Here is a 19,737-nt window from a genome sequence, read left to right as displayed (position 1 = left end):
GAGGCGCACGTCACCGACGTGCCTTCCAGTCACCCCACCCCCGCCAGCCCTAGTCTCACGCGAATGGAGACCACTGTGCCGCCCGTCACCGATCCCGCTGTATGGCGCGACGAGCTCGTGAGCCGCCTCGTCGACAGCGGCCACCTGCGCACCCCGGATATCATCGCCGCGTTCCGGGGAACCGAGCGCCACCGTTTCCTTCCCGGTGTCGACCTTCAGAGCGCCTGCGTCGACGACGCTGTGGCGATCAAGCACGACGCGACGGGCACGATGCTGTCCTGTATCTCGGCCCCCTCCGTCGTCGCCACCCAGCTCGAACAGTTGGACGCCCGGCCCGGCCACAAGATCTTCGAAGCCGGGGCCGGCACCGGCTACAACGCCCGGCTGCTGTCAGAACTCGTGGCTCCCGAGGGTCATGTGTGGACTGTGGATGTCGACCAAGACCTCATCGACGGCGCGCGGAAGAACCTCACCCAGGCCGGAGCGACAAACGTCACCGTCGCGCTGGGCGACGGCGCCACCGGCCTGCCCGAGCACGCACCCTTCGACCGCATCCAGTTCACGGTCGGCGCCGGCGACATCCCCGTACGGATTCTCGACCAACTCGCCCCCGGCGGACGCCTCGTCATCCCGATGCGGATTCGCGGCAGCATCTCGCGCAGTTTCGCCTTTGAACGCGACGGCCAGACCTGGAAGACGGTCTCAACCGAGATGATGACGTTCGTCCCCCTGCGCAAGGGCGTCTGCGACGACATCCGCACCATGGTCGACATGGAAGGTGAGGGCGACGTGCGCTTGGAGACCTACAGCGAGCAGAACGTCGACCACGAGGCGATCGGCGCCGTCCTGGACCAGCGCCCGGCCGAGATCTATACCAACGTTAAGTTCCGCAAGGGCGACTCCTACCAGTGGCTCTACCTGTATCTGTCATACGTGCTACCGAACGGCCTGTCCCGGATGCCGGGATCCCGCTCCAACCTCATCCCGAACTTCGGCTGGGGCTCGATGACCGCACTCGACAAGGACACCTTGGCCTACCTCACGAAGCAGGAAGGCGAAGACGAGCACGGCACGTTCTGGCAGATCGGGGTCATCGGCCACGGCCCCCGCGCCGCCGAACTAGCCGACCATGTCGCCACCGAAATCAGCGAGTGGAGCCAATACTGGGGCAATACCTCGCCCGAACCCGGCTTCCGCATGGCCGTCGGCGACGCCCGCCACCAACTGACAGCCTCGGAACCGCACTTCATCATGGACAAGCCCTACAGCCGCCTCGTCCTTGACTGGCCGCGCAGGAGTTGACCCGACGATGCCATCCCAGCCAGGAAGAGAATGTCAGCTCGACTGACCAGCATCACCGAACATGCAGCGCAGCAGTATTTCCCGTTCTGGGCGCCAACACCCTTGTGCACCATGAATTTTTCACAGACTTACGGCCTGAGAACCTCTATTACTTCCCTGGTTTGCCTGTAAAATGAAAGAAGGCCGGAAACGGCCACCCGGGCGTCGCGGACATGACGCGAGACGACAAGTCTGCACCCCCGGAGGACATCGTGCCTGCCCCGTTTCTCGCCTTAGCCGGCATAACGGCCGATCCCGGCCGCGCCCGGACCAATGCGGTCACCAGCTGCGCAGACACGGCACCATTCAGGCATGCTGACGCCTCAAGTCCCGCGGCCATGAAGACCATTGCCGACAACCCGATTGGCAACGCGGGGCCCTTCGGGCGCACTCGCCCAGCAGAAACCCAATTCCGTGAGCATCACTGTCTCCCTGGTTGTTGTGCTGGCCGTCGTGGTGTGGCTGCTGATCCGCAAAGGCGGCCTCAAGGCCGGCCACGCAATAGCGGCCGTGCTCCTCGGCTTCTATCTCCACGACAGCTCGCTCGCTCCGTCCATCAGCCGCGCCGTGCAGACCGCGGCCGAGACGATCAGCAGGATCCATATATAGACCGGCCGCCGGGACACCCCCGTAAGCCCGGACCGTACGCCGCCCACCCCGTCGACTGCGGTCTGGTGCACGTGTTCCGGCGGCCATTCCTGCCCGACTTCCGGCATGGTCTCGGCGACTCGCGCAATGCGTCGGTGTGCTGTTCGTCCGGTCCCTGCCGACCATCCCGCCCCTCCTGTCAGGACCAGCTTCCACGAGGTCACCAATGTCTGATTTGTCATGCCCGCGCCCGAACGGTCGCCGCCGCAGCCCGCGCCGGCGCGCGCACGGTGCCGAGCCGCTGCGCACCGAGAAGGGTTTGCGGCTGCGGCTGCGGCTTCTGGTACTGGTGCCCACCCTCGTGACCACAGCCGCTCTGGGCACGGCGGCTGCCGTCACCACGACGGCCCCCGTCACCGCGAACGGTTGGATCATCGCAGGGGCGGCAGTGGCAGCCTGGCTGACCTCGCTGGTCGTTGCAGACTGGCTGGCCGTACGGATCGCGGGTGACCTGCACCGGCAGCGCAGCGAGTACAGCGATTCGGTGCAGGGATGGCTGGGGCACTTCCACTCCCGAGTGGACGAAGGGCGCAAGAGCATCAGCGACGCTCTGGAGCAGCTCGACCGGGGTGAACGGCCTTCCCCTCCCGGCTTCCGCGCGGCACAGACGAGCACCGAAAACAACCCATGGAACGAGGCCGAGACGGCGCTGGCCCAGTTGCACGAAGAAGCCTGGCGGGCGGTGGTGAACGGGCGGCAGGCGGAACTCACCCAGGCGCTCGTCTATCTCGCCGGCGGCCTGACTCTGCTGCTCGTACGCGCGCTGGGCATCGTGACGGAACTGACCAAGCAGGTCCAGGACCCGGACGTGCTCTACCGCGTGTTCGACGTCAACAACCTGCTCAAACGGATGCGCCGGTCGGCCGGGCGCCTGGCGGTGCTGGGGGGCGTGAAGGCGCGCACGCTGACCCAGCCGATCGGGCTGATGGAACTGCTGCGCGGCGCGTCGGGGGAAATCGAGAGGTACGCCCGCGTCCGCATGCACACGGCCGCCCTCGATGTGCAGATACCAGGCTTCGCCGGCCCCGATCTGATCCACCTGCTGGCCGAGTTGGAGGAGAACGCCACTCTCAGCTCGCCGCCGGACACCAAGGTCGTCGTCCGCGCGACAAAAGTCACCGCAGGTCTGGCCGTCGAGATTGAGGACCGTGGCGTAGGCATGGCCCTGCGCGAACTCGACCGCTACAACAAGATGTTGGCCGATCCCCAGGACACGCACCTGGCGGAGCAACTCGCCCAGCGCCAGACCGGCTTGCTCGTGGTGGCGAAAATCGCCCGCCGGTACGGCATCGACGTGCGGCTGCAGAAGAATCTCATGCACGGAATCACGGCGCTCGTGGTGGTGCCGGACCGACTCCTACTCTGGCACAACGAGCCGACAGACCCGTCGCCGGCGCACGCCTACGCTGCCGCTGTTCCGGGCCCGGCACCACACGCCGCGAGCGGTCCCAGTCCCCGGCCAGCCGGCGGTCCCCGACCGAGTCCACCGGCCCCAGCGCCGACGGGCCAGCTGCCTCACCGCGGCGCGCAGCCCATCGCACCGCCGCGTCCCGCCGTTTCGGGACCGCCCGCCGCGGCGTCTGCGCTCGGCGCTACACCCGACACCCGCCCCCGGTTGCCACAGCGGACACCCCAGGCAACGACCCGTGAGCCCGCGGCCCCCGCACAACCCGAGGCCGCGCCCTCCCCGCAGGCACCACCGAATCCCGCCTTCGTCAGCAATTTCACCCAAGGCGTGCAGCGCGCGGCGCAAGCCGGGACAGCCGGCGAGGCCCGACCGCCCGAGGGGAGCGCGAGCTGATACCCGCAGCGCGCCCCACCCATCCTTCGTGCCTGGCTTCGCGCCGGAGCACCGGTCCGTACGACGTACGGAGATACGGAGAATTGGAATGACCCCCGATTCCACTACGGTCCAGCCGGAAGTGGTTGTGGACGAGCTCCTCAACGACTTGGCCCAACTGCCTGACGTGAGCGGAGCCCTGCTCGCCTCACAGGACGGCCTGCGGCTGGCGCACGCGGGACCGAGCATGGACGGCGATCTACCAGACCGCCTGGCCGCCGTGATCAACGGCGCTTACTCGCTTGCCCACGGAGTCGATGACGGCCAGGGTCGCGTTGAACAGGTCCTCATCAGGAAGAACAATTTCCTGTTGTTCATCATGAGCGCGGGGAGCCCACCGGCCGTGCTGGCGCGGAACATCGGACGCGACCCCGAGAAGGTGGAGAGCGTCCTGGGCGTGCTGACCAACACGCGGGCGGACGAGGGAGCCGTCGGTTTCGCGATGGTCAACCTGATCAAGCGGATGGGCGAGCTGCTGGCCACGCAGGCACGGGTAGGCGGGACTTCCTCCGGTGACGGCCAGTGAGATGGCGGCCTCAAGCGCCCCGGCCTGGACCGTCGAGGACACCGAGGCCCCCAGCCTCTACGTCCTGACCGGCGGCCAGACCCGGCCCACGCACACCTTGCAGGTCCAGACGCTGTTGTGGGCCGAGGGAGAACTCCCCGCCGGTCAGCCGCCGGAAGCCGAACAGGCCGTGGCGTTGTGCCGGGAGAAGCCCCTGGGCGTCGCTGAGATCGGCGCCCGGATCGGGCTGCCTTTCCAGATCACCAGGATCCTCATGTCTCGGCTGATCGATATCGGTGCGCTGAGCGCCATGGCCTCCACAGGCCCTACTGACCTTCCCGACGTTGCTCTCCTGAAGGCCGTTCGCGATGGACTCCTCAACACACTCTGACCCCGGGCTGCCCCGCCGATTCGGCGGCGCGCAAGCCACCTCCATAAAGATTGTTGTCGCCGGCGGGTTCGGCGTCGGCAAGACCACGTTCGTGGGCGCCATCTCCGAGATCACCCCGCTGCGTACCGAGGCCGTGATCACGGCGGCCTCCGAGGGCGTGGACGACCTCACGTTGCTGTTCGACAAGAAGGCGACCACCGTCGGCATGGACTTCGGCCGGATCACCTTCCCGCAACTGAACACCGTCCTGATGCTGTTCGGCACCCCCGGGCAGGACCGGTTCTGGTTCATGTGGGACGAACTCAGCAGAGGAGCCCTCGCTGCAGTCGTCCTCGTCGACACCCGCCGGCTCGACGAAAGCTTCCCCGCCGTCGACTACTTCGAGAACAAGGGCCTTCCCGTCATCGTCGCCGTGAACGAGTTCGACGGCGCCTGCCGCTACGCCGCCGACGAAGTCTCAGCCGCTCTTGCCCTGCCGGCCACGGTTCCAGTCGTGCTGTGCGATGCCCGCAAAAAGGCGGACGTGAAGGGCGTACTCGCCCGTCTCATCGACCACGCACTCACCCGCCCACCTGCCCCTGCCACCGTTCTTCAAGGAGCACAGCTGTGAACCCCCACGCTCCGTCCGACCGCCTGTCCACCGCCGGCCCCGACATCGACTGGCAGAGCCACCTGCCCGAATTCTTCGACCCCACGGCTCCGCCCGTGGGCGCGTTCGACGCATTCGCCCAGCAGGTCGCCAACGCGGCCGGCACCCCGTACGCCATGCTCAACTGGGTCGGCAACCAGCAGTTCTTCCTCGGTCTCGCCAACCCCGCCAGCGGCGAACTGCCCGTGGTGGGCCGCACCATGCCGCTGACCCACGGGTTCTGCCCGCACGTCGTCCAGCGCCGAGGCTCGCTGGTCCTGACCGACGTCCTCGACTTCGACGACTTCGCCGGCAACCCGGTCGTCGACGAGATCGGCGTCCGCGTCTACGGCGGAGCCCCCCTCATCGACGAGCGCACGAACCACGTCTGGGGCACGGTCTGTGTGGTCGGCACCGAGCCACGAGACCGCTCGGAAGGCCGCCCGCTATGGACGCTCATCGACCACTACCGCGACCTGTTCATGACCGAGTTCTACCGGCGAACCAGCTCGTAGCAGCACCCGCCCGCCCGGGCCGCACCACCCGCGACCACCACCCCGAGGGGGAGACAACGATGCCCACGACGTCGTCCGCTCCGGATCCGACGCCCGACTACGACGCCCTGGTCCAACACTTCGACGAGTTCGCAGCCGAGGAAGTCGCCCCCCGAGTCTCACACATGGAGTCCTCCCCCCACACCGTGGAACGCGAACTACCGCGGCTCATGGCCGAGCAGGGCTGGTTCGGCGTCACCGTCCCCCGCCAGTACGGCGGCATGCACGCCGGCCACCTCGCCAAGACACTCGTGATCCAGAGCATGGCCCGCGCCTCCGGCGCGGCCGGCGCCCTCTTGCAGGCGAGCCAGCTGCCCGTATCGATGATCATCCACTTCGGCAGCGACGAGCAGAAGGCCCTCCTGCTGCCCCAGATCGCCTCCGGGGACACGCTGCTGTCGATCGCGGTAACCGAGGACAAGGCCGGCAGCCATGTGCTCGGCATGGAGACCACCGCCCGCCGCAACGGCAGCGACTGGATCATCGACGGCAGCAAGGCCCACATCGGCAACAGCCACATCGCGAACGTCCACTGCGTCGTGGCCCGCACCGCACCCGCCGACGAGGCCGGCTCCCGCTCCCTGACCGCTTTCCTCGTCGAAGAGGACCGCAAGGGTCTGACCGTCGAACGCCACCGGCCTGCCCTCGGCCTGCACGGTTTCAGCTTCGGCCAGCTCACCTTCGACGGCGTACGAATACCCGAGGCCAACGTGATCGGCGAAGTGGGCGACGGCAAGGACATCGCCTACAGCAGCAGCATCCTCTACGGCCGCCCCAACCTCGCCGCGGTGGCCCTCGGCATCCACGAAGCGACCCTGGCATGCACGACGACCTTTCTCAGCGAGCGCGAACGCTACGGCGGCACCCTGTCAGACCTTCCCGTCCTCCGTGACCGGGTGGCGGATATGAAGTCGCGGCTGATGGCTGCGCGCGCCCTCGCCCACCAGGCCGCCGTCATGCTGGACCACGGTCAGTCGTGCGATGGCGAACTCATCAACTCCAAGCTCCTCAACGACGAATGGGCGGTCGAATCCGGTCAAACCGCCATGCGTCTCCACGGCGCCCACGCCCTGCGCGGTGACTATCCCCTGCAGCGGCTGTGGCGGGATCTCCAGCACATGAACGCGCCCGCCGGGACCGGTGAGGTCCAGCGTCAGCGTCTGGCCGAAACCGAATTCGGCCCCCCGCCCGTGCAGTGGTCCGAACGGCTTGCCGCCAAAACCTCGCTCTTCCGCCTCACCAGCACAGCCAGCTGACTCCAGGCACCCGCGTCCGCGTAGGCGGCTACCGGCTGCGGGAACCCTCAACGATCCCACCTGCCGCCCAGGTTCCACCCGTTGCACGGGGCCTGCCGACGGCACGGCCGGCCACGGAACAGCTCACGCACAGCGGCCCCCGTTCATCACCTCCTACTCAGCCGACACGGAGTACCTCCATGACGATCGCACCTCCCACCGTCCCCACAGCCGACACGAACGTGGCCGCTCTGTTGATCGAGGCGCGGCGGGAGCTTGACAGCATCGCAAACCGAGGCATCGTCTCCGCCCCACGTGCTGTCGCCGAAACGCTCACCACACTGAAGGAACTCACCCCCACCCTGGCGCCGCACGCCCGCGCCCTCGCCGCACGGCTCGGCGACAGGGAACGCTCCGAACTCCACGAATTGATTGAGCGGACCGAGGCCCGCGCCAACTCGCGGCCGCGGGCGGACCTCGCCTACGAACACCTACTGGTGCTGGTCAGCCAGTTGCAGGAACTGCTGCGCTGGCTGGAGCGAGCGCACGGCATCGCATGTCGAGGCACACAGGCAGCCGCCAGGCGCCGCAGCAGCGAAGAGCCTCGCCCTACCCAACCGGGGTAGCGGTCCGCACGCTGTGCCAATCGGCACCCTTGTCCTGTACAGCCGCACCGACACCACTCAGTCGATCGACGTCCGGCGTGACTCAAGCCGGGGCTGGCTAAGACCGCTCTCTGCGACATCGCCCACAACCCAAATCGCGGAGACCTCCGCAGCGTTCGCGGCCACACCGTGAAGTCCTGCCTCGCCGCCGGACCGCTCTCATGCCGGACCACCGAGTGGCGCGGCAGCACGCATACGTACCGCACAACTAACAGCACCATCTAGGAAGGTCATGACACCACCTCGATATATCAAGATCGCCAGCTGCAACTTCGAGCGCAACGGCGGTGGCGACAAAAAGAAGTGGCTGGCCATGCACCAACGGCTGGCTGACCTGGAACCGACGATCCTGTGCCGGCAGGAGAATCCCGGCCATGCCCGTACTGGAAGCGGAAGAACGCTGTTCAACTCCTCCCAACGCATCCTGGGCCTTTCCGGAGAACTCGGTCCAGGGGTGGGCGCCACGTCGCTGTACTACGACCCGGAGGTTTTCGAGCAGGTCACCCTGTGGGACACGGACTGGCCGAACTGGCTGCTACCGCCCACCGCTATGACCCTCCGGGTGCTCGGCACCGACGACGTCGACCTGGTGGCGGCCTGCGCACACCTGTCCTACAACTCGCCCTCTCTACGGCCGATTCAGGCCGAGGACGTCACCCGGTTCGCCGACAAGGTGGAGATGTACCCGACGCCCGACGGAGCGGCGGAACGGAAGCTGCCGCTCCTCGCCCTCGGTATGGACTGCAACAGCTACGTCGACCCCGACCGACTCGTGGCCGGGGAAGTGCCCATCCCTGCCCTGGCGGACATCAAGGACCCGCAGCACCGCGCGCACCGCAGCTACGAGATCGCCCCCGGCCAGCGGGTGATGGACTCCCGCCCGGACCGAACCTTGCTGACTGCCCACCTGGAGGATGCCGCACGGTTTGCTTCCCTGCTCCCCGGCGGCCCGGGTCTGGCCGCCGTGGCGCCCACTGTGGACGCCTCGGGCACCTACGGGCCGGCGCACCGGGTCGACCGCGTCTACACCACCGACTTCCTGCTGCCCGCCGTCGTGCACGCGGAAGTCGTCGACATGAAGGACCTGTCCGATCACCACACCGTGGTGGTGACGTACGACCTCCATGCCGTCATCGAGATCTACCGCGACCGCTTCGGCCCTGCGGCCTGACGCCGGCCCGCAGAGCACCGGCTACCCGCTCGGCCAGTTCGCCTAATCCGGCACACACCCTGCACCTCGAAGAAGGAGACCCGTTGACCTGCGACGACACTGAACTGCGCGTTGCCTGCTGCAATCTTGAGCACAACGGAGGCGACGACCAGACGCGTCAGCTGGCACACGGCATCCTCGCCTCGTACCGGCCGCACATCGTCTTCCGGCAGGAACTCACCGGGGCCTGGGACCACGGCAAACGCGCCCTGTTCGAGGAGGCGACCGCGCTCGGCGGCATGTTCCCGTTCATGACGGAACCGCGCGAAGGCCGCAGTCGGAACCCGACCGGGGTGATGGTCGATCCACGGATGTTCGACATCGTCGCCCATACCGATCACGATCTGCCGTGGAAGGCGATCTGCCACGTCCAAGTGCGCCTCAAGGACTGTCCCAAGATCCTTCATCTGGCATCCGGCCACTTGTGTCACTTCGATCCCGACCTGCGCGCCACCGAAGCCCGCCGGCTCACCACCCTGGCCGACCACGGCCGCACCGCCCTGACGGGCATGGACGGCAACAGCTACCCCCACCGCAGCCCCGACGAGGTCTCCGAACCACTCATCTGGGCGAAGGTCAAAGACCCCGTCCACTTCCAGCACCGCACCATCGAACGCAACGGTGTACGCGTCAGCGACACACGCCCCAGCGAGATCCTCACCGGCGGTCCGAAGGCCGTCTTCACCGACCTCGCCCACCATGCCGGCACCGTTCTCGGGCAGCCCGGGGCGCTGACACCGACCGCCAGCCTGAAGCGTGAAGACCAGGGCCCACCGCAGCGCATCGACTGGATCCTCGGCACCCCCGACTGGGCGCCAGCCCTGCGGCGCGTCGAGGTCCTCGACACCGAAGACGTCCGACGGGTCACCGACCACGCGCTCGTTATCGCCGCCTTCGACCTCGCTGCCGTGCAACAGATCCTCAGCACCGCCGCGTAGCCGAGCCAGCGTGGCGCGAAGACGCCCATGCCGTGCCACAACGTCCCGGCTGACTGCCCCCCTGACGCGCTGGGGCGGCGGGACGACACACCCGCCTGCTGACCGACTGCCTTGCGCCCCTCCTTCTCCGACGACGCCGAGGAACCAACCGACCGTGACTCAGCTCCAAACCCATCAGCCCCTGTTTCTTCACCAGCAGGAGGCCGTGGATGTCCTGGTCAAGACCCTGATCGACTCCAGCCGGGTCACCGCCGTGATGGCCTGCGGGACGGGCAAGACGCGAGTGGGCGCGGAAGTCGCGGGCCGGGTCGGCGAGGCCGGTTCCCGGCATCGCCTAGTGGTTGTCCCCACCCTGGAACTAGTCCGCCAGACGATGCTGGAATGGGAACATCAACTCGGCCGGCACCAGCTGGGCCGCATCATCGCGGTCTGCTCGGACCGCGAGATCCTCTCCGCCCACCGCACCGGACTGCAGGACGAACTCACCAGCACCGACGCCCGAGTCGCCAACGACGCCGCCGAACTGGCAGCCCTCGCCAAAGTTCCCGGGCCGCTGACCATCGCCTGCACCTACGCAAGCCTTCACATCTTGGCCCAGGCCCAGGCCCACCATCGCATGGCACCGCCGGACATTGCGGTGATCGACGAGGCCCACCGCACCGCCGGCGCCGCGACCAAAGCCTGGGCGGCCATCCACTACGACGACACCATCACGGCGCGACGCCGCCTGTATCTCACCGCCACGCCCCGGATGCTCGACGGCGAGGGCGACGACGTCATCAGCATGGATGACGAGGACCTGTACGGCCCAGTCGCCTACCGGCTGCCGTTCGCGACCGCCATCGACCTCGGCCTCCTGGCCCGCTATCGCCTTGTGGTCCCCGTCGTCACCAGCCGTGAGACTCACCAGCTCCTCGACCAGGACGACGCCTTTCTGCGTATCGGCAGGAACGCCATTGCCGCACCCATGCTCGCCAAGCAACTCGCCGTGCTGCGGGCCGCCCACGAGCACGGCATCCGGCGCATGATCACCTATCACGGCAGCATCTCCGAGGCGAAGTGGTTCGCCACGCTCCTGCCCCACGCCCACGCCCTCCTGCCCTCCGACCAGCGCCCCACCGCCCTGGCCGCCGAGCACGTCCACGGCAACCAAACCGTCGCCCAGCGGCGAAAGGCGCTGGACAGGCTCGCCAGCCAGGAAGACGGGCTGGTCGTCGTCTCCAACGCACGTGTCCTGTCGGAAGGAGTCGACGTCCCCGCCGTGGATGCCGTCTGCTTCCTCAGCCCGCGCAGCACGATCGACACCATCCAGGGGACCGGCAGGGCCATGCGGCTCAGCAACCGCAGCCAGCCCAAAACCGCGACCATCATGGTGCCGGTCTTCCTCCAGCAGGACCAGGACCCCGAAACAGCGCTGAGCTCCACCCCCTTCGGCCCGGTCTGGCAGACGGTGCGGGCTCTGGCTTCACACGACGAGACACTGCACCGGCAACTCGAAACCGCCCGCCGCTCCCTCGCCACCCCCACCGCCACCGGAAAGGTCCAGCTCGGCTCCAGCACCGAAGGCGAGCTGCCCGACTGGCTCTCCTTCACCGGCATTCCCGTCCCACCGGACTTCGCCGACGCCATCACCGTACGGACGGTTCGCGCGGCGACCACAGTCTGGCCCGAATACCTCCAAGCCGCCGAAACCTACCAGGCCAAACACGGGAACCTCCGTGTCCACGAGGACTACCGAACCTCCACCGGACTGGGCCTCGGCCGCTGGATCTCCTACCTGCGCAAACTGCACCGGCTGGGCCGGCTTTCGCCTTCCCAGATCGAGGAATGGGAAGCGCTCGGGATGACGTGGTCGGTTCCCGATCAGAAGCTGCAGGAACTGATCCAGGAGCTAAGAGAATTCAAGAAGGAATACGGCCACCTGGACGTCCCAAAAACCTACGTCTCCAGGAAAGGCGACCGCGAGTATACGCTCGGCCAGATATACGCCAGCCTTCGCACCTCCTACAGATGCGGTCAGGTGCCGGAGGCCAAGGTCGAGGCCCTCAATGCGGAGGGATTTATCTGGGACCGGGCCACATATGTCTGGAATCAATTCTTCTCAGACTGTCGCGAATTCATGATCTGGAACGGCCACCTCGACATACCCCAAACGCATGTCCTGCGCGGCCGGAACATCGGCCAGCAGGTTTCCGGATTCCGTACCAACCCTGACCGTCTGACTCCCGAACAGCGCACAGCACTCGACCGCATCGGGTTCGTGTGGGACTCGCTACAATTCCGGTGGGATCTACATATCAAAGCTATCTCCGATTTCAGGGATACCAATGGGCATCTGAACATCCCGAGCAGCTACATCGTTGAGAAACCGGTCCGCCTTCGCCCCCGCAGCTGGATGAACACCTGCGTCCAGAAGTACCGACAGGGAAAGCTCAGGCCCGAGCGGCACCAGCAACTCGTGGCCTTAGGAATGGAGTTCCCGGAGCGAAACGCGTGACGGGCCCCAAGGCCCTTATTGACCAGGGGCAGAACCGCATGCGAAGCACTGTGTCGACCGCGCCCCACGAGGATCGCCTGACCTCCAAACCCGGCCGACCTCTTCGCCCCGCCGCCCGCGTAGCAGCGACCGCCTCCTCCCTCTGACCGGTCCTGGAACGACAGCCCCCGTGGCAAACACCTACGTCTTCGACTGCGTCCAGGAAAGTCACCTCGTCCACACCGAACCAGGAAAAGGATCATGAAATCGTTCACGCCGACCTTCAGAGGCCAGGACTGGGAATCCGGGGCGGGAGCACTCCATCTCTACGTCCGGCCCGACGAAGCTGATACGGAGTTCCACGACCTCGTCGCGGCCTGCCGGGAGGCGCTGGACGGTTATCCCGTCTGGTGCGTACCCGACGATCTCGTGCACATCACCGTCGAAATGGACGCCTCCGCCCCCAGCAGCGACATCGGTGCCGCCGAGCGTACGCGCCTCATCACCGCGCTCAAGGGTGAACTGAAGCACATCGAGCCGTTCACCGTGCTGTGCGGAAGTCCCCTGGCCAACCGTGCCGGAGCCGTCCTCGACACCCATCCTGACCAGGGCCTCGTAGCCCTGCGGAACCTGACGCGTCGTGCGCTGTGGGAGGCGCGCGACACCTCGGCGATCGCCCATGAGGGGGGCCGCGGTCATGCCTCCCTGGGCTACGCCTTCGACAGCGCCGACTCCGATCCGCTCCAGAGCGCCCTGCGCCGGATCAGCCCCAGCCACGCCCCGCTGACCGTGTCCCGCCTGCACCTGCTCGACGTGCGCTGGACCGCACACCCACGAGCGGACGGAGGCGTCCGGTGGGAGATGGACTGGGACCCCGTTGCCGTCCTGCCCCTGGGCACTTCCTGACCGGCCCCGCAGACTCCACCCTCCGCAGGCCATGACATGAGCATGCATCGTTCTCGTCGAAAGGATTTGCCATGAACGCATCCGCGCCGAACGACAATCTGCGCCAGCAGGCCGAACGCGCCCTGCAGACCGGCGACTTCGCCGCCTCAGCCCGCCTGTACGAGCAGCTCCTCCCGGACATATCCCCGGCCGCGGGCACCGAGGACGCCGATACCCTCACCGCGCGCGTGCAGTACGCGCTCGCGCTGTACGGTCTCGCCGACTATCCGGCCGGCGAGACCCAGCTCCGGCACGTCCTGCACGGACAGCAGCAGCTCCTGGGCCTGGACCATCCCGACACTCTGACCACGATGGCCCGGCTCGCCGACAACCTGGGCGAGCAGGACCGCTGGACGGAGGCGGGAGAACTGGCCCGCACCGCCGTCGAGCGCGCCACCACCGTCCTGGGCGCCGAGCACCCGGCCGCCCTGACCTGCCGCCTCACCCTGGCCTGGGTCCAGTACCACACGGTCCCGCACGAGTCCGAGGAGTCCATCCGCGCCACCGTACGAGACATCGTCGCCGTCCACGGTGACGGTCACCGCGACGCCTGGGCCGCCCGCCACCTCCTGATAGAGACCCTTTGCGCCCTGCACCAGACCGACGAAGCCGAGTCCGAGGCCCACGCCCTGATCGCCTTGCGGGAAGAACGGCAGGGCGCCGAGCACCCGCACACCCTGCGCGCCCGTGCAGACCTCGCCCTGGTCCTGTACACCGCCGGGCAGGCCGATCAGGCCCGGGCGCTGATCGACGAGGTGGCGGAGACGAGCAATCGCGTGCTGGGCGGCGACCACCCGTACACCGCCGGCATCCATGCCACCCGCAGCACCATCGCCGCGTGAACACCGCCCTGCGGCAGATCGTCGCCCGGGTGTGCCGGGGTGGCCTTGTCACCCTCGCCATCACCGGGGACGATCAGGCGGCGGACGCCGAACGAACCCTGGAGGAAGCGTGACCGTGCTGCTCGCCGTACATGCCGTGCTGATCGCCGCGGCGATCGCGCTGTGGGCCGTGTCGGTGGCCCAGCAGCGTTCCCGGACCCGGGACGGGCTACGGCTGCAAGCCCTCCAGAGCCACCTGGACCTCCTGCGCCAGGGCATCGCGGACCCCGAGCTGGCCCGGCTGTGGATGACCGAGCGGCTGGAGGGTCTCAGCGACGGCGAGATCCGGGCCCACCTTTTCCTGAACGCACGGATCATCGTGCTGCAGTTGCAGTGGGAGACCGGCGCGCTGACGCCCGTGCACCTCCGGGAGGCGGCCGAGTCGTTCCTCTCCACACCCCAGGCACGCCAGTACTGGGAGCGTGCTCGTACGGTCCGCGCGAGCGTGGCCGAACAAGCAGCACAGCGCACCTTCCACTCAGCCTTCGAGGCCGCCTACCGCAGCCGCTACGGAGCCCCCGTCGCCAGCTGAGCACACCCTACGTGCTGACGGCATCGGCGGTCCCTTCCGCGCTGAAGGGACCGCCGATGGATCCCCTTTCACAACGGTGTCCTTCGGACAGGAGAAAATCACGACGCTTCTCCAAGGCCGACGCCGGTCGTCGTATAGGACTCCGGGCTCGCAGGCCGCGCCGACGCACAAGTCGGCCCTGGCCAGGAACGCACACCCCAACTGGCGCTTGCGGTGGGGAGCGGCTCGTCGAGGCCGCCAGTCGACCAGCCAGCGCGGGCTGAAGGCGTCTTCGTCCATGTAGCGGATGAGGTTGTGGCGGATGGCCTCGGCCTCGTCGGCTGGCGCGTCGGCGAGAACCGTGACAACGGGTCGTCCCCCTTGCCCAGCGGCCAGCTCCGTGTACGCGAACCGGAGGCTGAGGCTCTGACTCAGCCCCCTCGATAACGTCGTCAAGGGTATGGTCCAGAGCGATGCCAAAGCACCGAACCGGAGCGTCCCGGTACTGACCGGGCGGTACTGCTCTGGGTTGGTGTCCGCACACGACTTCCAAGGATTTGCATGGAGTTCCGTCCGGTCAGGCGCGCCCCTGGAGCGTTCCAGCAGTCGCTGAACGCCGAGGAGATCACCTCGGTGTGCGACCGGGCCTTCGGACCCGAGAGCCGCGCCCTGTCCGCCGTCGAGTTGGGCATGGGCATGTACAACAGCACGTACAAGGTCGAGCTAGTTAGCCAGGACCGGCCGGTGATCCTGCGGGTGGCGCCGGAACCGGGTAGTCAGTTCCGTTCCGAGCGGCAGTTGATGCGCAACGAGTACGCCTCCGTGCCGTGGCTGGCAGTGATCGCGCCCCTGATGCCACGAGTGATCGCGGCGGACTGGTCGCACCAGGTGATCGGCCGGGACTGGATGATTCAGACGTACCTGGACGGCGTCCCGGCTCCGGAGCACCTGGGAACGTACCCGCGTACCGCGTGGTCGACGTTCTTCCGGCAATTGGGCGCCATCACCCGCTCCGTACACGACGTATACGGCCCGCACTTCGGTCCTGTCGGCGGCCCGGGGTACGGGACGTGGAGCGAGGCGGTGATCACGTCGCTGGAGGAGATCGCCGCCGACCTGGACGGCGTCGGCCTGGACTCGGCCGACGTACGGAAGGTCGCCGCGGCGGCAGCGCACGACCGTGCTGTGCTGGACGAAGTCGCCGAAGCAAGGCTGCTGACCGGAGATCTGTGGACCGTCAACGCCCTGATGGACTCGGCAGCGCCCGAGCCGGTGATCACCGGCGTCATGGACTTCGACCGCACCTCATTCGGGGACCCTGCCGCTGACTGGACCATCCGCATGGCGAGGGCCAAGGACGATGAACGGACGGCGTTCTGGGAGCCCTACGGTGCGCTGGACCGCTCGCCGGCAGCGGTGTGGCGGGCGCGGGTCTACGAGGCCCGGCACTTGGGCGCGATCCGGCTCGAACGCCACCGGCTGGGCAAGGCGGACGCGGTCCGCGAGAGCTACGGCGCGATGGCCGAGGTGGTCGCCGGACTGACCTGAACGGGGTCCTCTGGGGCTGGTTCGACGTGGATGCGAACCCGCCGCAGAAGTGCGTCGGCCCGCTCCTCGACCTCGGCGGCCTCTGCGCCAGTGACCACGAACGCCCCCAGCCGGTGGCCGTTGGCGCCCGGCTCGTGGACGAGGCTGCCGATCGCTGCCCGCCAGCGGACGAACGGCACACCCGGCCCCGTCTTCGGGAACCCATGGAGAGAGGCCAGCCGCCCGGCGCGCGGGCTGATCACGAACCGTACGGTCGCGTATCCGCAGGCGGCGGGGGCAAGGACGGCGGGTCGGCCGAGGGCGACATCGAGCAGCGCCGACCACACGTCGATGCCCAGGGCGTGCTGGATCAGGACGCCGATGTGTCCGGCGGCGAGGCGGGCGCCGATCTCGATGACCGTGCACCGCCCGTCCTGGCCGACGATGACCTCAGTGTGCGAGGCCCCGTGCCGGATACCGGCCGCCCGAATGGCCGCCTCCACCTCGCGGTACACGGCCGCCTCCACTGCCGGGGGCAGGCAGACGGGCAGGCTGTGCCCCGTCTCGACCCTCTTCGTGCCGTCGATCACCTGCTTCCGGGTCACGGCAAGATGCGTCGTGGTGCTGTCCTGGGTGAGGGACTCGACGCTGTACTCCGTCCCGGCGGCGAACGCCTGGACCAGGACGCCCGGGTCGCCGCCGCTTCCGTACATGCCGACCGTCTCGTGGGCGACGTGGGCGGCCTCGGCCGCACCGTCCGGGCCGGTCACCACCGTGACGCCTGCGGAGCCTGCCCCGGACAGCGGCTTGAGCACGCAGGGGAAGCCGAGCCTCGGGTCCGCCAGGGCGGCCCGCAGGCCGGCATCGTCCCGGACGAGAATGGTGTGCGGGGTGCAGACCCCGCCCGACGCGAACGCTTCGCTCATGACGGCCTTGTCGCGGGCCGCCCGTGCCCGGCCCGGATCGTTGCCGGGCACCCCCAGCTCGGCGCAGAGATGCGCGGCGAGCTCGGTCAGGTACTCGTTGACGGTCAGCACCGCGCCGACACCATGGCGGCGGGCGTACGCGGCGGTCTCGGCCAGGGCCTTGTCGGGCCGGGTGAAGTCGGTGGCAATGTGCCCGGCCAGCAGGCCCCTCAGCTCCGGTCCGTAGCCCAGGTACGCTGCGGCGGCGGTCGCGGCGTGGACCTGGTGGCCGCGGGCGGCTGCCGCCATGGCAAGGGCGCCCGCCTCGGGGCCGGCCGCGTCCAGCAGCAGCACGCCCGGAAGGGTCACGACAGGTAGTCCTCGAAGCCGCCGGTGCGGTGGGTGTCGAGGGTGAAGCAGTGGAACCCACCCCCGAACAGGCGCCGGTGCCGGTGCCGTACGGGCACCACGTCGAAGCCCTCGGCCTCCAAGAGCTTGGCCAGGCCGGTGCACTCCTGGTTGACCAGCACTGTGTGCTCGTCGACGGAGAGCACGTTGAGGTCGATGTAGGGGCTAGTGAGGACCAGATCTTCGTAGTCGTCGTAGACCGGGAACGCGCCCGGGTCCGGCTCCGGGGGCACGATGTAGCGCCACGAGCGCAGCGGCTCGGGCATCAGGTCCCGGATGCCGTCGTGCCGGGCCAGGAACACCCCCGGTTTCAGGGCGAGCACCATGCTGTCGATGTGGTTGTCCGCCATCCGCCATACCCGGTGGACGCGGTACTCGTGGCCAAGATGCCGCTCCAGCCACTCGGCTCCGCGGGCGTGATTCTCCTGCGCAACGTTGACGACCAGGTCGCGGCCCAGGCGCAACACTTGGGCGCCGTCCAGCATCATCTCCACGCCGACGTCGTACGGGCTGGGCTGCGGGTCGTCGATGGACTCCGTCGGCCCGCCGAGGGTGGTGGCGGTGTCTCGCGCGTACGACAGGTCGAAGCTGTTGTCGGTGAGGGTGGGGCGAGGCATCGTCGTCCACCGTGCGCCCTGCTCCCAGTAGGTGGTGAAGACCGGGGCAAGCAGGCGGGTCTCCAGGTAGCGGGAGCGGATCGCGGGCGGCGTCTCGATGATCTCGCCCCCGAGGATCAGCGTGTTGTCACGGATGTTCAGCGCCGGGGTCGGAGCGGCTTCCCAGCCCAGGCCCGCGATCGGGGCCACGTCCGCTGGCAGGGGCAACGGCCGGTGCACGACGACGCCGAGCCCGGCCAGCGTCGCCGCCAGGGCCTCCACGTCCTCGTGCAGCTCGTCCGCGTACCGCGCCTTGATGGCCCAGCTCTCCCGGTGGCCAGCTGCGGCCCGAGCCAGGCGGGGATAGGCCCAGTCCGACCGGAAACCGCTCAGGTTCTCGTGGTGGAACAGCTCGAAGCTGACGTCGCGGTCGTGTCCGACGTAGTTGGCGGCGGACCCGACGATGACCTCCTTCAGCGGGGTGAAGTCGTCGTGACTGTTCAGGCGGGGCATGGCGTTCCTCTCGGCAGCGGAGTGGGTCAGGAAGTGCGGGAGGCTGCGGTCACCTGCCGGTCGGCGAGCGCGCGGCCGTGGCGGGCCCGCAGCGTCAGGCCGGTGCCGTCTCGGTCCGGCTGAAGGGTGCGCTGCTCGCTCCAGCCGGAGAACCGGAACTCGCGGTCGTCGACCGGGACGAGGGCGAAGACGCGTCCGGCCATCGTCAGGGCGAGGACGCCGTCGGCGCCGTGGTCGATGCGGGCGGGGATGAGGGAGCCGTCCAGCGGGTCGGAGGTGTCGAAGTCCGCGAACCCGGACGGCAGCAGTGCCTCGTACGGCAGCCCGGCAGGCCAGACCGGGGCCGTCGGCGGGCCTGTGCGGTTGAGCAGGACCTCGCCGCGGGTCAGCAGCTCCTGCCAGGAGTCCGGGAACCAGGCCGCGAGGTCGGCGGTGAGCAGGGCGTCGATCACGACGTGGACGCGGGTCACCGTCTGGCTGGTGTTGCGCACCAGGTGCTCGCGGGAGAAGTCGCCGTACCAGCAGGTGCCTGGCTGCCAGCAGTGTTCGACGCCGTCCAGGACGAGGACGGCGGCCGGGTCGGTGACGACGGGGATGTGCAGGCGGACGACGCCGCGGTCGAGGCGGTACTTGGGGTCGCGGTGCGCCTTCGATACGGCGCCGGGCCCCAGTGCCATCAGCCGCACCGCGTTCAACGGCGCGGGGATCGTGTCCAGGACCTGCGCGAGGTACGGCAGTTGGTCGAGCCACCGCGTCGGCTGGAACGTCTGGGGCCCGGGGCCACCCGGGTCGGTGCGCTCCGGGTCACCGCCAAGGCTGCGCAGCGCCAGGACCCGCCAGTCGATCGTGGCCGCTAGGCCGACCTGCCCGTCTCGGGTATGGGTGCGCTGCACGTTCCAGGTGTGGGTGGTGACGGCCGTGAGTTCGGCGGCCAGCCGGCCGGAGTCGAAGACGGGGTGGAGTCGGGCGGCTTCGGCCGGTTCCACGGTGCGCGAGGTGGTGGTCATGGGGAGGCTCCCG

The 19,737-nt window shown here is 68.4% G+C and carries 19 protein-coding genes; 16 read left to right on the top strand and 3 right to left on the bottom strand.

What is annotated here, in order from left to right; translation table 11 throughout:
• The first annotated feature begins 63 nt into the window (after positions 1-63).
• From fxlM to ACQEWB_RS31475, 16 genes are all read left to right on the top strand, one after another.
• Positions 64-1,302 carry a methyltransferase, FxLD system gene (gene fxlM, locus ACQEWB_RS31550; RefSeq protein ID WP_432836942.1) on the top strand — a complete coding sequence of 413 codons (1,239 nt, stop codon included), beginning with the start codon at positions 64-66 and terminating at the stop codon, positions 1,300-1,302.
• 453 nt (positions 1,303-1,755) lie between these two features.
• Positions 1,756-1,950, top strand: a complete 195-nt coding sequence (locus ACQEWB_RS31545; RefSeq protein ID WP_432836940.1) for a hypothetical protein — start codon at positions 1,756-1,758, stop codon at positions 1,948-1,950.
• Between the two features lie 205 nt (positions 1,951-2,155).
• Positions 2,156-3,790, top strand: a complete 1,635-nt coding sequence (locus tag ACQEWB_RS31540) for an ATP-binding protein (RefSeq protein WP_432836938.1) — start codon at positions 2,156-2,158, stop codon at positions 3,788-3,790.
• A gap of 88 nt (positions 3,791-3,878) precedes the next feature.
• Positions 3,879-4,355 (top strand): roadblock/LC7 domain-containing protein, encoded by a 477-nt coding sequence (locus tag ACQEWB_RS31535; protein WP_432836936.1) that lies wholly within the window; start codon positions 3,879-3,881, stop codon positions 4,353-4,355.
• 1 nt (position 4,356) lies between these two features.
• Positions 4,357-4,725, top strand: coding sequence for a DUF742 domain-containing protein (locus ACQEWB_RS31530; RefSeq protein ID WP_432836934.1), 369 nt, complete (start codon positions 4,357-4,359; stop codon positions 4,723-4,725).
• Complete coding sequence (locus ACQEWB_RS31525; RefSeq protein ID WP_432836932.1) at positions 4,703-5,335, top strand: GTP-binding protein; 633 nt, start codon at positions 4,703-4,705, stop codon at positions 5,333-5,335. The genes ACQEWB_RS31530 and ACQEWB_RS31525 overlap by 23 nt, the downstream gene beginning before the upstream one ends.
• Positions 5,332-5,868: a GAF domain-containing protein gene (locus ACQEWB_RS31520; RefSeq protein ID WP_432836930.1), complete on the top strand. Its 537-nt coding sequence runs from the start codon at positions 5,332-5,334 to the stop codon at positions 5,866-5,868. Before ACQEWB_RS31525 ends, ACQEWB_RS31520 begins: the two co-directional genes overlap by 4 nt.
• A gap of 59 nt (positions 5,869-5,927) precedes the next feature.
• The gene (locus ACQEWB_RS31515; RefSeq protein WP_432836928.1) at positions 5,928-7,163 is read left to right on the top strand and encodes an acyl-CoA dehydrogenase family protein; all 1,236 of its coding nucleotides are present in this window, start codon (positions 5,928-5,930) and stop codon (positions 7,161-7,163) included.
• A 179-nt stretch (positions 7,164-7,342) separates the two neighbouring features.
• The gene (locus ACQEWB_RS31510; RefSeq protein ID WP_432836926.1) at positions 7,343-7,768 is read left to right on the top strand and encodes a hypothetical protein; all 426 of its coding nucleotides are present in this window, start codon (positions 7,343-7,345) and stop codon (positions 7,766-7,768) included.
• A gap of 271 nt (positions 7,769-8,039) precedes the next feature.
• Positions 8,040-8,978 (top strand): hypothetical protein, encoded by a 939-nt coding sequence (locus ACQEWB_RS31505; protein ID WP_432836924.1) that lies wholly within the window; start codon positions 8,040-8,042, stop codon positions 8,976-8,978.
• 83 nt (positions 8,979-9,061) lie between these two features.
• Entirely contained in the window at positions 9,062-9,955 is an 894-nt protein-coding gene (locus ACQEWB_RS31500; RefSeq protein WP_432836922.1) for an endonuclease/exonuclease/phosphatase family protein, read from the top strand.
• A 154-nt stretch (positions 9,956-10,109) separates the two neighbouring features.
• The gene (locus ACQEWB_RS31495) at positions 10,110-12,452 is read left to right on the top strand and encodes a Helicase associated domain protein (RefSeq protein WP_432836920.1); all 2,343 of its coding nucleotides are present in this window, start codon (positions 10,110-10,112) and stop codon (positions 12,450-12,452) included.
• Between the two features lie 240 nt (positions 12,453-12,692).
• Entirely contained in the window at positions 12,693-13,337 is a 645-nt protein-coding gene (locus tag ACQEWB_RS31490; protein WP_432836918.1) for a hypothetical protein, read from the top strand.
• 71 nt (positions 13,338-13,408) lie between these two features.
• On the top strand, positions 13,409-14,218 hold the full coding sequence (locus ACQEWB_RS31485) for a tetratricopeptide repeat protein (RefSeq protein ID WP_432836916.1): 810 nt from the start codon (positions 13,409-13,411) through the stop codon (positions 14,216-14,218).
• A 109-nt stretch (positions 14,219-14,327) separates the two neighbouring features.
• A complete protein-coding gene (locus tag ACQEWB_RS31480) occupies positions 14,328-14,789 on the top strand; it encodes a DUF6082 family protein (RefSeq protein ID WP_432836914.1) in 462 nt (153 codons plus the stop codon).
• Positions 14,790-15,329: 540 nt separating this feature from the next.
• Complete coding sequence (locus tag ACQEWB_RS31475) at positions 15,330-16,316, top strand: phosphotransferase family protein (protein WP_432836912.1); 987 nt, start codon at positions 15,330-15,332, stop codon at positions 16,314-16,316.
• Here ACQEWB_RS31475 and ACQEWB_RS31470 read toward each other — a convergent pair.
• From ACQEWB_RS31470 to ACQEWB_RS31460, 3 genes are read right to left on the bottom strand one after another with little or no spacing between them, the layout of a single operon-like run.
• Positions 16,277-17,569, bottom strand: a complete 1,293-nt coding sequence (locus tag ACQEWB_RS31470) for an ATP-grasp domain-containing protein (protein ID WP_432836910.1) — start codon at positions 17,567-17,569, stop codon at positions 16,277-16,279. The two genes, ACQEWB_RS31475 and ACQEWB_RS31470, sit on opposite strands and share 40 nt — an antisense overlap.
• Positions 17,566-18,717, bottom strand: a complete 1,152-nt coding sequence (locus ACQEWB_RS31465; protein ID WP_432836908.1) for a glycine amidinotransferase — start codon at positions 18,715-18,717, stop codon at positions 17,566-17,568. The genes ACQEWB_RS31470 and ACQEWB_RS31465 overlap by 4 nt, the downstream gene beginning before the upstream one ends.
• A gap of 26 nt (positions 18,718-18,743) precedes the next feature.
• A complete protein-coding gene (locus ACQEWB_RS31460; RefSeq protein ID WP_432836906.1) occupies positions 18,744-19,724 on the bottom strand; it encodes an aspartyl/asparaginyl beta-hydroxylase domain-containing protein in 981 nt (326 codons plus the stop codon).
• Positions 19,725-19,737: the final 13 nt, after the last annotated feature.

Origin of the sequence: Streptomyces sp. CA-249302 (assembly GCF_050936785.1) — a bacterium.
Lineage (GTDB): Bacteria > Actinomycetota > Actinomycetes > Streptomycetales > Streptomycetaceae > Streptomyces.
This window is presented reverse-complemented; position numbering and strand designations above follow the sequence as displayed.

Coding starts and splice junctions, on each gene's coding strand:
- ACQEWB_RS31530 (WP_432836934.1), top strand. CDS start 4,357: ATGGCGGCCTCAAGCGCCCCGGCCTGGACCGTCGAGGACACCGAGGCC.
- fxlM (WP_432836942.1), top strand. CDS start 64: ATGGAGACCACTGTGCCGCCCGTCACCGATCCCGCTGTATGGCGCGAC.
- ACQEWB_RS31505 (WP_432836924.1), top strand. CDS start 8,040: ATGACACCACCTCGATATATCAAGATCGCCAGCTGCAACTTCGAGCGC.
- ACQEWB_RS31460 (WP_432836906.1), bottom strand. CDS start 19,724: ATGACCACCACCTCGCGCACCGTGGAACCGGCCGAAGCCGCCCGACTC.
- ACQEWB_RS31485 (WP_432836916.1), top strand. CDS start 13,409: ATGAACGCATCCGCGCCGAACGACAATCTGCGCCAGCAGGCCGAACGC.
- ACQEWB_RS31525 (WP_432836932.1), top strand. CDS start 4,703: ATGGACTCCTCAACACACTCTGACCCCGGGCTGCCCCGCCGATTCGGC.
- ACQEWB_RS31490 (WP_432836918.1), top strand. CDS start 12,693: ATGAAATCGTTCACGCCGACCTTCAGAGGCCAGGACTGGGAATCCGGG.
- ACQEWB_RS31475 (WP_432836912.1), top strand. CDS start 15,330: ATGGAGTTCCGTCCGGTCAGGCGCGCCCCTGGAGCGTTCCAGCAGTCG.
- ACQEWB_RS31540 (WP_432836938.1), top strand. CDS start 2,156: ATGTCTGATTTGTCATGCCCGCGCCCGAACGGTCGCCGCCGCAGCCCG.
- ACQEWB_RS31510 (WP_432836926.1), top strand. CDS start 7,343: ATGACGATCGCACCTCCCACCGTCCCCACAGCCGACACGAACGTGGCC.
- ACQEWB_RS31535 (WP_432836936.1), top strand. CDS start 3,879: ATGACCCCCGATTCCACTACGGTCCAGCCGGAAGTGGTTGTGGACGAG.
- ACQEWB_RS31465 (WP_432836908.1), bottom strand. CDS start 18,717: ATGCCCCGCCTGAACAGTCACGACGACTTCACCCCGCTGAAGGAGGTC.
- ACQEWB_RS31515 (WP_432836928.1), top strand. CDS start 5,928: ATGCCCACGACGTCGTCCGCTCCGGATCCGACGCCCGACTACGACGCC.